This is a genomic window from Streptomyces luteoverticillatus (assembly GCF_003970715.1).
Classification (GTDB): domain Bacteria; phylum Actinomycetota; class Actinomycetes; order Streptomycetales; family Streptomycetaceae; genus Streptomyces; species Streptomyces abikoensis.
In genome coordinates this window covers 4,046,783-4,060,407 of the sequence record NZ_CP034587.1, presented here as the reverse complement: position 1 = coordinate 4,060,407, position 13,625 = coordinate 4,046,783, and the positions used below count along the sequence as shown (strand labels likewise).

The 13,625-nt window shown below is 70.7% G+C and carries 13 protein-coding genes; 3 read left to right on the top strand and 10 right to left on the bottom strand.

Going from position 1 to position 13,625, the window contains the following annotated elements:
- Positions 1–173: 173 nt before the first annotated feature.
- Together EKH77_RS17930 and EKH77_RS17925 are read left to right on the top strand one after the other, a co-directional pair.
- Positions 174–521: a trypco2 family protein gene (locus EKH77_RS17930; RefSeq protein ID WP_126915364.1), complete on the top strand. Its 348-nt coding sequence runs from the start codon at positions 174–176 to the stop codon at positions 519–521.
- Positions 518–3,811, top strand: coding sequence for an NACHT domain-containing protein (locus tag EKH77_RS17925; protein ID WP_126915363.1), 3,294 nt, complete (start codon positions 518–520; stop codon positions 3,809–3,811). The genes EKH77_RS17930 and EKH77_RS17925 overlap by 4 nt, the downstream gene beginning before the upstream one ends.
- A 3-nt stretch (positions 3,812–3,814) precedes the next feature.
- Here the strand turns inward: EKH77_RS17925 and EKH77_RS17920 are convergent, their stop codons facing one another.
- A complete protein-coding gene (locus EKH77_RS17920) occupies positions 3,815–4,450 on the bottom strand; it encodes a LysE family translocator (protein WP_126915362.1) in 636 nt (211 codons plus the stop codon).
- A gap of 124 nt (positions 4,451–4,574) precedes the next feature.
- Positions 4,575–7,100, bottom strand: a complete 2,526-nt coding sequence (locus EKH77_RS17915; protein ID WP_126915361.1) for an ATP-dependent Clp protease ATP-binding subunit — start codon at positions 7,098–7,100, stop codon at positions 4,575–4,577.
- Between the two features lie 481 nt (positions 7,101–7,581).
- Here EKH77_RS17915 and EKH77_RS17905 point away from each other — a divergent pair, with 481 nt between their 5' ends.
- Positions 7,582–8,349 (top strand): SCO3374 family protein, encoded by a 768-nt coding sequence (locus EKH77_RS17905; RefSeq protein WP_240667399.1) that lies wholly within the window; start codon positions 7,582–7,584, stop codon positions 8,347–8,349.
- Here the strand turns inward: EKH77_RS17905 and EKH77_RS17900 are convergent.
- From EKH77_RS17900 to nadC, 8 genes are all read right to left on the bottom strand, one after another.
- Positions 8,280–8,618, bottom strand: coding sequence for a histone-like nucleoid-structuring protein Lsr2 (locus EKH77_RS17900; RefSeq protein ID WP_126915360.1), 339 nt, complete (start codon positions 8,616–8,618; stop codon positions 8,280–8,282). The genes EKH77_RS17905 and EKH77_RS17900 overlap by 70 nt on opposite strands.
- A gap of 162 nt (positions 8,619–8,780) precedes the next feature.
- Positions 8,781–9,299: an amino-acid N-acetyltransferase gene (locus EKH77_RS17895; protein ID WP_071962335.1), complete on the bottom strand. Its 519-nt coding sequence runs from the start codon at positions 9,297–9,299 to the stop codon at positions 8,781–8,783.
- A 9-nt stretch (positions 9,300–9,308) separates the two neighbouring features.
- Positions 9,309–9,704 carry a BlaI/MecI/CopY family transcriptional regulator gene (locus EKH77_RS17890; RefSeq protein ID WP_126915359.1) on the bottom strand — a complete coding sequence of 132 codons (396 nt, stop codon included), beginning with the start codon at positions 9,702–9,704 and terminating at the stop codon, positions 9,309–9,311.
- Positions 9,705–9,832: 128 nt separating this feature from the next.
- The gene (locus EKH77_RS17885; RefSeq protein WP_126918125.1) at positions 9,833–10,012 is read right to left on the bottom strand and encodes a hypothetical protein; all 180 of its coding nucleotides are present in this window, start codon (positions 10,010–10,012) and stop codon (positions 9,833–9,835) included.
- A gap of 101 nt (positions 10,013–10,113) precedes the next feature.
- Entirely contained in the window at positions 10,114–10,959 is an 846-nt protein-coding gene (locus tag EKH77_RS17880; RefSeq protein WP_240667398.1) for a hypothetical protein, read from the bottom strand.
- Between the two features lie 90 nt (positions 10,960–11,049).
- Entirely contained in the window at positions 11,050–11,691 is a 642-nt protein-coding gene (locus EKH77_RS17875; RefSeq protein ID WP_126915358.1) for a hypothetical protein, read from the bottom strand.
- 110 nt (positions 11,692–11,801) lie between these two features.
- The gene (locus EKH77_RS17870; protein ID WP_126915357.1) at positions 11,802–12,599 is read right to left on the bottom strand and encodes a type III pantothenate kinase; all 798 of its coding nucleotides are present in this window, start codon (positions 12,597–12,599) and stop codon (positions 11,802–11,804) included.
- The gene (gene nadC / locus EKH77_RS33820) at positions 12,599–13,624 is read right to left on the bottom strand and encodes a carboxylating nicotinate-nucleotide diphosphorylase (RefSeq protein WP_240667755.1); all 1,026 of its coding nucleotides are present in this window, start codon (positions 13,622–13,624) and stop codon (positions 12,599–12,601) included. The genes EKH77_RS17870 and nadC overlap by 1 nt, the downstream gene beginning before the upstream one ends.
- Between the last annotated feature and the right edge of the window lies 1 nt (position 13,625).

Below are 13,625 nucleotides of genomic sequence, written 5' to 3'. Positions count from 1 at the left end.
AGGCATTTCCTCCCGCGAGGATTTCCACTAAGCGGCTTAGTGGCGGCGAAACGGCCTGTGGGTCTTGTCACCGCGGCGGGACCAACGACCCTATGGATTCCGGGACCAAAGTCCCGGCAAGGGCGATACGCTCCGGGAAACGTGCCGGGGGGATCACACCGGGGGGGATCACCATGGGCGACTTCGACGACATCATCGAGCTGTCGGACGCGGTCCGGGCCATACGCGACGGACTGACCAGCGCGGCGGCGGCCGGGGCCGAATCCGGGGAGGACCTGACGTTCGACGTGGGCGAGATCGCCATGGAGTTCACGGTCGAGCTGCGACGGGACGTGAAGGGCCGGGGCGGCGTGAAGGCCTGGGTCGTCGACGCGGGCACGGACGCGTCGCGGGGGTCTACGCGGACCCACAAGGTCGCCTTCAAGCTGACCCCGAAGGACCGGCGCACGGGCGAGAGCTGGAAGGTCGGCAACGACCGGCCGGCGGGGCTGTCGGGATTCGGGCTCGTGGACGAGCAGTGAGGCTCGCCGAAGCCCGCATGGTGGCGGTCCTGGGGGTGCGGCAGGGCAGCGGGGTGCTGCTGACGCAACGGCTGGTGCTGACGGCGGCGCATGTGCTCGGGGACGGGTTGTCCGCGATGGTCGCGGTCCCTGGTGAGCGCGAGGCGGCGCGCTGCAGGCGCGTCTGGACCGGAGCCCCGGGGGACTGCGACGCGTCCCTGCTGGTAGCCGAGCGGGACCTCGTGCCCGACGGCATCCTGCCGCCGCTGCGCTACGGCACCCTCACCCAAGCCGGGGCCGTGCACAACTGCCAGGTGTTCGGCTTCCCGCAGGTCCAGCGGTTCGCGGATGACCAGCTGGAGGCCGTGCAGGTCTTGTGCACCCTGATGCCCACGTCCGGCTGGCTGCGCGAGCGCTACGTGCTGCACAGCAGGCACCACCCGCCGCGTCCCCTCCGCGACGGCTCACCGTGGGCGGGCCTGTCGGGAGGGCCCGTCTTCTCGGGTCCCGTCCTCCTGGGCATGGTCGTCGAGGACCGCCCGGGCTGGCAGCACTCCGCCATCGACGCCCTACCCATCGAGAAGATCCTGTTGAGCCCGGCCTTCTCCTCCTCCGCCCTGGTGCACGGCCTGAGGCCCGCGCTGGAAGCGCTCTCCCCGGAGAATCCAGCGGACTTCCCCTACGAGGACCTGTACGCCAAGGCGGTCAAGGCCCGCTACAGCCGCATGGAGGTCTTCGGCCTCGACGACCTGGGCAGCAACGAGAACAGCTGGGACCTGGACACGGCGTATCTGAGCCTGGAAGCGCTGGCTCCGCGCGTCACGGACCGTCCCGACCGTCCTGACAGCGCGAACCTCCGCCCCGAGCCCCAGCGGATCGAGGAACTGCTGGGCTCACGTCCGCGTGCGGTGCTGCGCGGGGAGGCGGGGGCCGGGAAGACGACGCTCGTGTGGTGGCTGGCGTCGCACGCCGCCTGCCGGACCCTGCCGGAGGAGCTCGCCGCCCTGAACGGCCTGATCCCCTTCGTGGTCCCCATGCGCAGCCTCACCGCCCAGGGCATCACCACGCCCACCCCCGCCCTGCTGCCCACCATCGCCCGGCTCCAGGTGGACAAGGCCCCGAGCGGGTGGGCCGGCCGCGTCCTGGAGGCGGGGCGCGCCCTGCTGCTCGTCGACGGCCTGGACGAACTCCCGCAGCCCGACCGCGGCCCGGCCCGCAAGTGGCTCGCCGACCTGCTGCGGATGTACCCGGACACCCGCTGTCTGGTGACCGTGCGACCGCTCGCGGTCGAGCACTCCTGGCTGGCTTCCGAAGGCTTCGAGGAACTGCAGCTCCTGCCCATGAGCGATGACGACATCCAGTCCTTCGTGACCGTCTGGCACGAGGCCGCCCGCCTGGAGTGCCGCGGCTCGCGGGCAGAGCAGGAACGTGCCCACCTCGCCGCCCTGGAACGCGACCTCGCCCAGGAGTTCCAGCGCAACGCGGGCTTGCGCGACCTGGCCCGGACGCCGCTGCTGTGCGCGGTGATCTGCGCCCTCCACCGGCGCCGCCAGGGCCTCCTCCCCCGCACCCGCTGGCACCTCTACGAGGCCGCGCTCGCCATGCTGCTCGGCAACCGCGACGCCCACCGCCGCGTCGGCAGCCCGGAGGGCATCGACGTGACGATCGAGGACAGCCGGCAGATGCTCCAGCGCATCGCGGTCTGGCTGGTACGGAACGGCCGCGCCGAGCTCTCGGCCGAGCAGGCCACGCGCCAGCTCGAACAAGCGATGAAGGGCCTGCGCAGGGTCCGTGAGCAGGGCTCGGCGGAACGGGTCCTGACGCATCTCCTCAATCGCAGCGGGCTGCTACAGGAACGCACCGCGGATTCCCTCCAGTTCATCCACCGCACCTTCCAGGACTACCTGGCGGCGAAGGAGTTCCAAGACAGCGATTCCCTCGACGAACTGCTGGGGCACGCGGCGGAAGAGCAATGGCAGGACGTGATCCGCCTGGTGATCGGCCACTGCGGGCGGGGGGAGGCCCGGCGGGTCATCGCCGGACTGGTCGAGACCGCCGACGTGACCGACGGGCGGTGGGCCCGATGGGCACTGCGCACGCTGGCGGTGGAGTGCGCGATCAGTGCGGCATATCTGGACGACGAACTGCACAAGTCGGTCTGGGACGGGCTCGAGGCCCTCGGCCCGCCGACCACTCAGCGGGAGGCGGAACTCCTCTCGGCATTCGGTCCGGAGATCCTGCCGGTGCTGCCGGGGCCCGAAAGACTGGCCGCCGAGCCCGCACAGCACGTCGTGAAAGTACTCAGTTCCCTCGGGGACGCCGCGCTGCCGCTTCTCAAGCGCTATGGGCAGCACACGTCGGCGCGGGTCCGGGGCCAGGTGGCTGACGTGTGGGGACGTTTCGAGGCTCGCTCCTTCGTCGAACACGTCCTTACGGGCGTGCGACTGGACGACATCCGGCTCGTCGTCTCCTCACCGGAAGAACTCGCCCAGCTCCCGGCCCTCGGCCCCGTCGGTTCTCTGGACATTGTGGGCGGCCACACATCGGACAGCATCGGCCGGTACCTTTCCGGCCGACCCCTGACAGGTCTGAGCCTCACCGAAAACCTTGTCGCATCGAATCTGAATTTCCTCCGCGACCATCCGGAGATTCACAGAATGCGGATTATCGGGTGCCGTGGGCTATACGACATGACGGCCCTGGCCGATTCGGGGATTCAGGATCTCACGCTGGACGCGGAACATCTTTCGGTCGCTGCCCTGAACGCCCTGGCCGAGCTGCCGGCTCTCGCATCGCTGCGGCTATTCGGCCTGCCGTCCGATAGTGGGGGAAGAATTCCTCCACTGCCACCGGAGATTTCCGCCCTCAGTCTCTCCCATCGAGGAGACCCTGTTCGGCTCGATGGCATCTCGGCTCTGGAGGGCCTCCGGTCCCTGCATATCGAGGCGGATCTGTCGTCCCCGGCGGAGCTCGACACGCTGGCGGGGCTGAACCGGCTGCATACCCTCGAACTCCGCATCAAGGCGGCCGGGGATCTCGCGGATGTGAAACCGCTCCGCCAGGTGCGCTCCCTCGGCCTCGTGCTCACCGAGAACCTCAAAGTGCGCGCCGGACTGTTCCGGGCGTTTCCCGAACTCGACGAGCTGCACCTCAGGCCGGCCGTCCCGGGCCTCATGGAACTGGACGTCTCCGATCAGCTCACGGCACGCGTCTCGCTGAAGGTGTGGACCAGCGAACAGCAGGAGCTGAAAGTGATCGGCGCCGAGCACCTCGGCGACCGTCTCACCATCAGGAGCAGCCACCGCACCTGAGCCCTACTCCCCCACCGCCAGCTTCACCCCGAATCCCACGATCGCCGTCCCCGTGATCCGGTCCATGGCCCTCCGGGCCGCCGGCTTCCGGAGCCAGTCGCGCAGCGCCCGGGCGAAGCCCACCAGCACCGCCGCCCACAGCACACCCAGCACCGCGTGCACGGAAGTCAGTGCCAGCCCCATCAGGAAGTGCGGCGCCGACGCCGGGATGAATTGCGGCAGGACCGCGACGTAGAAGACGCCCATCTTCGGGTTGAGCAGGTTGGTGACGAGCCCCTGCCGCCAGCCGGCGGCGAAGCCGCCCGGGGCGGCGGGCTCGGCGGGCTCCGGCTCCGCCGACGCCGTGGCACGGCTCCGCGCCTCCCACAGCATTCGCGCGCCCATCCACAGCAGGTACGCCGCTCCCGCCCAGCGCAGCGTCTCGTAGGCGAGGCGGGAGGCCGCCAGGAGGGCGGTCACGCCGGCCGAGGTGAGGGCGCCCCAGCACAGGGTGCCGGTCTGGATGCCCAGGACGACGCCCCACGCGCGGCGCTGCTCGCCGCGTGCGGCGGTGCGCAGGATGAGGGCGGTGTCGAGGCCCGGGGTGATGGTGAGGAGCCCTACGACCAGGGCGAATGACCACAGTGCGGTGATGACCATGGGATGTCAGGCTAATCGGGCGGTGATCCCTGGGCCATGGTTCGGCGACCGTGATATCCGAAAACGGGTCGGCCCCGGGACCGTGTCTCCACGGTCCCGGGGCCGATCAGCGCGCTACGCGCGCTTACGCGTCCTTCGAGAGGTTCGGGCCCGCGCCACCGGCGGCGGACTCGACCGGCGGGGTGTCGGGCAGGGCCGACTTCTCCTCGCCGCGGAAGGTGAACTTCTTCTCCTCACCCTCGCCCTCGGTGCCGACGACCACGATGTGGCCGGGGCGGAGCTCGCCGAAGAGGATCTTCTCGGAGAGGATGTCCTCGATCTCGCGCTGGATGGTCCGGCGCAGCGGGCGGGCGCCCAGGATCGGGTCGTAGCCCTTCTTGGCCAGGAGCAGCTTGGCGTCACCGCTGAGCTCGATGCCCATGTCGCGGTCCTTGAGCCGCTCGTCCACCTTGGCGATCATCAGGTCAACGATCTGGATGATGTCTTCCTGGGACAGCTGGTGGAAGACCACCGTGTCGTCGACACGGTTGAGGAACTCGGGCCGGAAGTGCTGCTTGAGCTCCTCGTTGACCTTGGCCTTCATCCGCTCGTAGCCGGTCTTGACGTCGCCCTGGGCGGCGAAGCCCAGGTTGAAGCCCTTGGAGATGTCCCGGGTGCCGAGGTTCGTCGTCATGATGATGACGGTGTTCTTGAAGTCGACCACGCGGCCCTGGGAGTCGGTCAGGCGACCGTCCTCCAGGATCTGCAGGAGCGAGTTGAAGATGTCCGGGTGGGCCTTCTCGACCTCGTCGAACAGGACCACCGAGAACGGCTTGCGGCGGACCTTCTCCGTCAGCTGGCCGCCCTCTTCGTAGCCCACGTATCCGGGCGGGGAGCCGAAGAGACGCGAGACGGTGTGCTTCTCGCTGAACTCCGACATGTCGAGGGAGATCAGCGCGTCCTCGTCGCCGAAGAGGAATTCGGCGAGCGTCTTGGACAGCTCCGTCTTACCGACACCCGACGGGCCGGCGAAGATGAACGATCCGCCGGGGCGCTTCGGGTCCTTGAGGCCCGCGCGGGTGCGCCGGATGGCCTGGGAGAGCGCCTTGATGGCGTCCTTCTGGCCGATGACGCGCTTGTGGAGCTCGTCCTCCATGCGCAGCAGGCGGGAGGACTCCTCCTCCGTCAGCTTGAAGACCGGGATGCCGGTGGCGGTGGCGAGGACCTCGGCGATGAGCTCGCCGTCGACCTCGGCGACGACGTCCATGTCGCCGGCCTTCCACTCCTTCTCCCGCTTGGCCTTGGCGGCCAGCAGCTGCTTCTCCTTGTCTCGGAGGGAAGCGGCCTTCTCGAAGTCCTGCGAGTCGATCGCGGACTCCTTCTCGCGGCGCACGTCGGCGATCTTCTCGTCGAACTCGCGGAGGTCCGGCGGCGCGGTCATCCGGCGGATGCGCATTCGGGAGCCGGCCTCGTCGATCAGGTCGATGGCCTTGTCCGGCAGGAAGCGGTCCGAGATGTAGCGGTCGGCCAGCGTGGCGGCCTGGACCAGCGCCTCGTCGGTGATGGAGACGCGGTGGTGGGCCTCGTAGCGGTCGCGCAGACCCTTGAGGATCTCGATGGTGTGCGGCAGCGACGGCTCGGCGACCTGGATGGGCTGGAAGCGGCGCTCGAGGGCGGCGTCCTTCTCCAGGTGCTTGCGGTACTCGTCGAGCGTGGTGGCACCGATGGTCTGCAGCTCGCCACGGGCCAGCATCGGCTTGAGGATGCTGGCGGCGTCGATCGCGCCCTCGGCGGCGCCCGCACCGACCAGGGTGTGGAGCTCGTCGATGAACAGGATGATGTCGCCGCGGGTGCGGATCTCCTTGAGGACCTTCTTCAGGCGCTCCTCGAAGTCACCGCGGTAGCGGGAGCCGGCGACCAGGGCGCCGAGGTCGAGGGTGTAGAGGTGCTTGTCCTTGAGGGTCTCGGGCACCTCGCCCTTGACGATGGCCTGGGCCAGGCCCTCGACGACGGCGGTCTTGCCGACGCCGGGCTCGCCGATGAGGACCGGGTTGTTCTTGGTGCGGCGGGACAGCACCTGCATGACCCGCTCGATCTCCTTCTCGCGCCCGATGACCGGGTCGAGCTTGGACTCGCGAGCGGCCTGCGTGAGATTGCGGCCGAACTGGTCCAGGACGAGCGAGGTCGAGGGGGTGCCCTCGGCCGGGCCGCCGGCGGTGGCGGCCTCCTTGCCCTGGTAGCCGGAGAGCAGCTGGATGACCTGCTGCCGGACCCGGTTCAGGTCGGCGCCCAGCTTGACCAGGACCTGGGCGGCGACGCCCTCGCCCTCACGGATCAGGCCGAGCAGGATGTGCTCCGTGCCGATGTAGTTGTGGCCGAGCTGGAGGGCCTCGCGGAGCGACAGCTCCAGGACCTTCTTGGCACGGGGGGTGAAGGGGATGTGGCCGGACGGAGCCTGCTGGCCCTGCCCGATGATCTCCTCCACCTGCTGGCGGACCGCCTCGAGCGAAATCCCGAGGCTCTCCAGGGCCTTAGCGGCGACACCCTCACCCTCGTGGATCAGGCCCAGGAGGATGTGCTCGGTGCCGATGTAGTTGTGGTTGAGCATCCGGGCTTCTTCCTGAGCCAGGACGACAACCCGCCGCGCGCGGTCGGTGAACCTCTCGAACATCGTTAATCGCTCCTCAGAGCGGTCAGGCAGTTAGGGGTCGGTCCCCTCCCTGTCCTTCCGCATGCTAGTCCCGCTGGGCGGGACAGCTCATTCCAACTGCCGACACCCGTCCTTGGCCTCCTGCCCCGAACAGCCGACATCTGCTCCAACCTGATGGTGGGAGACGATGTTCCCGCAGGCCAGGCATATACGCCCACCATCAGTACGCCCACGGCGAACGCCCACCTGGGCCGACACGCCCGCCCCCGGCCCGGCCACCATCGCTGGCGGCCCGCTCCGAGGCCCGCTGTACCGCCTCTTCCCTCGGGGAATGTCTTACCCGCAAGGACTGACAGTCCATGCGGCGCACCCCCCGTGCATCCGCTACGGGCGAACACCCCCGCACTACCGAGTGCGCGTATGCGCTCCGCTTGTGTTATACGCGGAGTGTTCGAACGGCAACAATGCGTAACCTCTGAGGTCTTCCACAGTTGCACCGTTCATGACGGTAGTCCTCCAGCGCCCGTGCCGCCCCTCGGACGATCCGGGCACGCGGCGCCGCTGGCGCCAGTGGTACGAGTGCGTGCTCGGCTGGCCGACGGGGCCGACCACGGGCGGGCGGCCCGTGGAGCTGCTCACCGGGGTCCGGTTCGACGCCCTGGGGATGCCCGCGGAGGCCGGTCGCGCGGTGCTCGGGCGGGTTCCGCCGACCGGTCCGGTCGCGCTGGACCGGCGGAGCCGGACGATGTGGTTCCTGACCGCCGTGGGCACCGCCGACGAGCTGCCGGGGCTGCTCGGCTGGCTGGAGTGGGGCGGGGTGGCCCTGGAGCTGACCGCCCTGGGCGCCGGCGGCCGGATCGTCGCTCCGGCCCCCGTGGGCGCCGGAGTCCGCCCGGATCCCGGCGGGCCCGGGGAACGCGGCCGGCGCGGCCGCTCCGGCCGGGCCGGTCGGTGCGGCCCGTACGGCCCCCAGGAGGGCGCGGAGGCCGTCTGGGTGCGACCTCCCGAGCCGGGGTGCGAGGTGGAGCCGACGCTGCCCGTTGTCGGCGTGGACGGCAGCGGTGGCGCCCCCGATCTCGTGCGGCTCGTGGGCGCGGCGGCCACGGAGTGCCATCGGGCCCGACTGCTGCGCGCCGAGGGGGCGCGCAGGAATCAGCCGCCGGGGGACCGCCCGGGAGGACCGGCGGGAGAGCCGGACGATCAGGCGTTGGCCTTCTCGTACGCCTCGCGGATCTCGGCCGGGACACGGCCGCGGTCGTTGACGCTGTAGCCGTTCTCCTTGGCCCAGGCGCGGATCTTCGCGGTGTCCGGGCTGCCGGCGGCGGTGGCGACGCGACCCTTGCCGCGGGCCGCGGCGGCACGACCGCCGGTACGGCGGGCGGCCTTCACGTAGTCCGCGAGCGCCTCACGCAGCTTGTCCGCGTTGCCGGTCGTGAGGTCGATCTCGTAGGACTTGCCGTCGAGGGCGAACGTCACGGTCTCGTCGGCCTCGCCGCCGTCGAGGTCGTCGACAAGAAGGACCTGAACCTTCTGCGCCACGGGGGATTCCTTTCATCAGCGGAAAAGGATTACGGAGGAATAGCAAACCGCCTTTCCCGGAAAAACACAAACCCTCCGGGAAGGTTCAGCTGGCGTTCCCCGTGGGAACGATGGCTTCCGGGCGTCCGCGATAGGGGCGCGATTCGGACATAGGGACCGCGATCACAGATGCAGAAGCATCCGGCTGTTGCCAAGGGTGTTCGGCTTCACTCGTTCGAGACCCAGGAACTCGGCAACACCCTCGTCATAGGAACGCAGCAGCTCGCTGTAGACATCACCGTCCACCGGCGTCTCCCCGATCTCGACGAAGCCGTGCTTCGCGAAGAAGTCGACTTCGAAGGTGAGGCAGAAAATACGCCGCACCCCGAGCCAGCGCGCGGTCTGGAGCAGCTTGTCCAGTACCTGGTGGCCGACTCCGCCGCCCCGCACATCCGGGTCGACCGCCAGAGTGCGCACCTCCGCGAGGTCTTCCCACATCACGTGGAGAGCACCGCATCCGATGACGGTACCGTCCTCGTCCCGCTCGGCGACCCAGAACTCCTGGATGTCCTCGTAAAGCGTCACGGTCGCTTTGTCGAGCAGGATGCGGTCCCGTACGTAGGCGTTGATGAGCCGGCGGACGGCGGGCACATCGCTGGTGCGGGCCCTGCGGACGGTGACGACTTTAGTTAGAGCGGACATGACCGGACGCTATCGCCCCGGGGCTCCCGGGGTCTCGTCGGGCCCGTCGAGTTGCACGACCCGGATCGCGTCGCGGAGCGCTTCCCGTTGTTCGGCCGACATCATGCCGAAGAAGGCGACGAGAGCGGCGGCGGGGTTGTCGCTGAGGGACCAGGCTTCGTTCATCAGTGCGGCCGAGTAGGCGGCCCGGTTGGAGACCGCCTCATATCGATAGGCGCGGCCTTCGGCTTCCCTGCGGAGCCAGCCCTTCTGATACAGGTTGTCCATTACGGTCATCACGGTCGTGTACGCGATGGACCGTTCCTGCTGAAGGTCTTCCAGGACTTCTCTGACGGTGACCGGCCGGTTCCACTCCCACACGCGCGTCATCACGGCGTCTTCCAGCTCACCCAGGCGTCGAACCACACGCGAATAATAGTGGGAGATGTCGCGAATGCCGGTTTATCGGCGCGGTTCAGCGCGGCAATCCGCGCGGCGAAAAGGGCGTACGTCCCGGGAATGGCCCCGGACCGTACGCCCTCTGTGCCGCGGTCTCAGGCGCCGGCGGCCTTCGAGGGCTGCTGGGCGGCCTCCACCCGGGCCAGTGCGGCGTCGACGAAGGCGTCTTCCTTCGCCTTGTTCGCACCACCCTGGCTCTTGACGATCGTCACGACCAGTGCGGTGAAGGCGATCGCCATCACCAGGGGCGGGACCAGCGCGGCGACATAGTCCATGGCCGTCGGCTCCTTCTGGATCGGGGTTTCGCGCCGACTGCGCGACTCGTCCAGATTACGCATCCGCCTTTTCCCCCGGGAATGCCGGGGGCACCGGGGTGTCAGGCCGGGCGGGCCGCCGGGAGGCCGTACGCGGCGCCCGGCGGCGGAGCGGGTTTGCGGCGGGGCGGGAATACCTCGCCGGGGGTCGGAATGGGCCGGTCTGGCCGTGGTGGCGCCTTCGGCTGGGGCGTGGCGGGCGGCGGAGCGGTGGGGGCGGGCTTGCCCGGGGGCGGGGGCTTGACCCCGGGTTTGGGGTCGGCGGCCTCGGCGGCGTGCGGGGTACGGCCGCCCGGGAGCGCGAGCAGGCGCGTCCGCACAGGGAGGGCGCACGAGGAGTGGGTGTGCACCGGTTCATACCCCGGTTCGTGTCCCGGGTGGGGGCGGGCGCCGGGGACGCCCGGGGTGGCGGCGGTGGCCCGGGGCGCGGGTCGGGCCGTCGCGGGCGCGGCAGTCGCGGGGTGCGTCGTCGCGGGTCGGGTCCGTACCGTCTGCTCGGCGAGGTGCTCGCAGCGCCGCAGCAGGGCGCGGCGATGACCGGCCTCGGTGCCGCCCGTCGGGAGCGCGCACAGCGAGCGCAGGGCGGCGAGGTCCTCGGGGCCGGGCAGATAGCCGTCCACGAGGGCGTCCTTGAGCAGCCGCGCGTAGCCGGGCGCGGCGCCGGGCAGCGCGGCGCGGTAGCGGGCGAGCTCCGCCAGCAGGAAGGCGCGGAGCCGGTCGGCCTCGTGGCCGGCCTCGGCCATGGCTTCGGCGAGCCGGAGGCAGTCCCGGACCTCGGCGTCCCGTGCGGGGCCGGGCCGGGTGGGAACGGAGTCGGGGCGGAGTGCGATGTCGAGGGCACGGCGCAGCACGCGCAGCTCGTCCGCGCTGAACGCCATGCCGCCGCGGGATCCATAAGGCGTGGGCATGGGCCGACTTTAAGTGCTAAGTGGACAAAATTCGCTTAGCTGGTTATTTCGGGCGTGGCATAAACGGTGGACGGCTCAGCGGTGAACGCCTCAGTGCTCGCGCCGGCGGGCGGCGCCCAGGGCTATGGCACCGGCGGACAGCGCGGTCCCGGAGGTGGTGGCGAGCAGCAGGGTCGCGGAGGCGACGCCGTCGTCCGGGGACGGATGGCGGGGCGTGTCGCCGGGCCGGGCGCCGGGCGCGCGGCCGGTGACGTCGACGATGATCGGCGCGCTGTCGTTGGCCGGATCCGGGTCGGGGGTGCTGCCGGGGCCGAGGATCCGGACCCAGCCCTCCGCGCCCTCGACCTTCTTGTCGATGCGGATCCGGAAGCGCAGCGTCTCGCGGTCGCCGGCGGCGAAGTCGCCGCCGATGGCGCAGAGGTAGGTGCGGGCAGCCGTGTCGTGCGGGGCGCAGCGGTGGCCGGCGTCGCCTTCGGGGGCGATGGTGGTGCCTTCGGGCGCCGTGACCGCGTAGGCCCGGCGGTCGGCTGCGGCCGGGCCGGGGCCGCCGTTGCGCACGCCGACCTCGACGTCGACCGTCTGGCCCACGCGGCCCGCGACCGGGTGGGCGATGGCCTGGTAGTCGGCGGGCCGGGGCGGCGAGGTGGCGGCCGCGGTGCCGCCCGTCAGGGCGGCGAGGGCGAGGGCGGCCGCGGCCGCCGCTGTCCGGCGCGCTGTTCGCTTCGGCTTCACGCGTGTCCGCCCGCCCTTGGATCCGGTCCGTCCGTCCTGCGTGCTGTCAGACCGTCGGGGGCGGGGGTTTGGTTGCGTCCCCCGCCCCGATGGCGCGCGACAGCCGGACGTCAGCCCCGCATCAGGTTGCGCTCGTAGACCAGGCGCAGGCCGATGAGGGTCAGCCACGGCTCGTGCTCGTCGATGACCGACGCCTCGCCCAGGACCAGGGGGGCCAGGCCGCCCGTGGCGATGACGGTGACGTCGTCGGGGTCGTCGGCCAGCTCACGGGCCATGCGGCCGACGACTCCGTCGACCTGGCCCGCGAAGCCGTAGAGGATGCCGGACTGCATGGCCTCGACGGTGTTCTTGCCGATGACGCTGCGCGGGCGGGCGATCTCGATCTTGCGGAGCTGGGCACCACGGACGCCCAGGGCCTCCGTGGAGATCTCGATGCCGGGGGCGATCACGCCGCCGACGTACTCGCCGCGCGCGCTCACCGCGTCGAACGTCGTCGCCGTGCCGAAGTCGACGACGACGCACGGGCCGCCGTAGAGCTCGACGGCGGCGACCGCGTTGATGATGCGGTCCGAGCCGACCTCCTTGGGCTGGTCCATGAGGATCGGCACGCCGGTCTTCACGCCCGGCTCGACCAGGATGGCGGGGACGTCGCCGTAGTAGCGGCGGGTCACCTCGCGCATCTCGTGGAGCACGGAGGGGACGGTCGAGCAGATGCAGATGCCCTCGATGCCGTCGCCCAGCTCGTCGCCGAGCAGCGGATGGCGGCCCATCAGGCCCTGGAGCAGGACCGCCAGTTCGTCCGCGGTGCGGCGCGGGTCGGTGGAGATGCGCCAGTGCTCGACGATGTCCTCGCCGTCGAACAGGCCGAGGACGGTCTGGGTGTTGCCGACATCGATGGTGAGCAGCATCAGGAGGCCTCCTCGTGGAGGTCCAGGCCGATGTCCAGGATCGGGGAGGAGTGGGTCAGCGAGCCGACGGCCAGGTAGTCGACGCCGGTCTCGGCGTAGGCGCGGGCGTTGGCCAGGGTCAGCCGGCCCGAGGACTCCAGCTTGGCGCGGCCCGCGACGAGCTCGACGGCCTCGCGGGTCCGCTCGACGGTGAAGTTGTCCAGCATGATCAGGTCGACGCCCTCGGCGAGGACCGGCGGGATCTGGTCGAGCCGGTCGACCTCGACCTCGATGTCCACGTCCGGGAACTCCTGGCGCACGGCCCGGAACGCCTCGGCGACACCGCCGGCGGCGATCACGTGGTTGTCCTTCACCAGCGCGGCGTCGGACAGCGACATGCGGTGGTTGACGCCGCCGCCGCAGCGGACCGCGTACTTCTCCAGCGCGCGCAGCCCGACGGTGGTCTTGCGGGTGTCGCGGACGGCGGCGCCGGTGCCCTCCAGGGCGTCGACCCAGGCGCGGGTGGCGGTGGCGATGCCGGAGAGGTGGCAGAGGATGTTGAGCATGCTGCGCTCGGCGGTGAGCAGGTCCGTGGTGCGGGTGCGGATGGTCAGCAGCTTCTGGCCCGCCTCCACCCGGTCGCCGTCCTCGACGTGCCGCTCGACCTCGAACTCGTCGGTGCAGGCCACGGAGAGGATGGCCTCGGCGACGCGCAGACCGGCGACCGTGCCGGCCTCGCGGGCGGTGAAGTCGCCGGAGGCGACGGCGTCCTCGGGGACGGTCGCGAAGGTGGTGATGTCCTTGCCGCCGTCGAGGTCCTCCTCGATGGCGAGGTGGGCGAGATCCTCGACCTGGAGCGGGTCCAGGCCGGCCGCGACCAGCAGCCGGACGAGCTCGGGGTCGAGCCCGCACTCGAAGGCGTCCGCTTCGTAGTCCCCGCCGGAGCAGCCGCAGGCGTCGCCGCAGCCGCCGGTCGCCTCGGGCTCGGCGGCTTCCCGGCCGGAACGGCCGATCTGGTGCAGGGGGGCGTCTTCGGGGGTGCTCACG

Coding starts and splice junctions, on each gene's coding strand:
- EKH77_RS17915 (WP_126915361.1), bottom strand. CDS start 7,100: ATGTTCGAGAGGTTCACCGACCGCGCGCGGCGGGTTGTCGTCCTGGCT.
- EKH77_RS17930 (WP_126915364.1), top strand. CDS start 174: ATGGGCGACTTCGACGACATCATCGAGCTGTCGGACGCGGTCCGGGCC.
- EKH77_RS17905 (WP_240667399.1), top strand. CDS start 7,582: ATGACGGTAGTCCTCCAGCGCCCGTGCCGCCCCTCGGACGATCCGGGC.
- EKH77_RS17880 (WP_240667398.1), bottom strand. CDS start 10,959: ATGCCCACGCCTTATGGATCCCGCGGCGGCATGGCGTTCAGCGCGGAC.
- EKH77_RS17885 (WP_126918125.1), bottom strand. CDS start 10,012: ATGGACTATGTCGCCGCGCTGGTCCCGCCCCTGGTGATGGCGATCGCC.
- EKH77_RS17870 (WP_126915357.1), bottom strand. CDS start 12,599: ATGCTGCTCACCATCGATGTCGGCAACACCCAGACCGTCCTCGGCCTG.
- EKH77_RS17895 (WP_071962335.1), bottom strand. CDS start 9,299: ATGTCCGCTCTAACTAAAGTCGTCACCGTCCGCAGGGCCCGCACCAGC.
- EKH77_RS17920 (WP_126915362.1), bottom strand. CDS start 4,450: ATGGTCATCACCGCACTGTGGTCATTCGCCCTGGTCGTAGGGCTCCTC.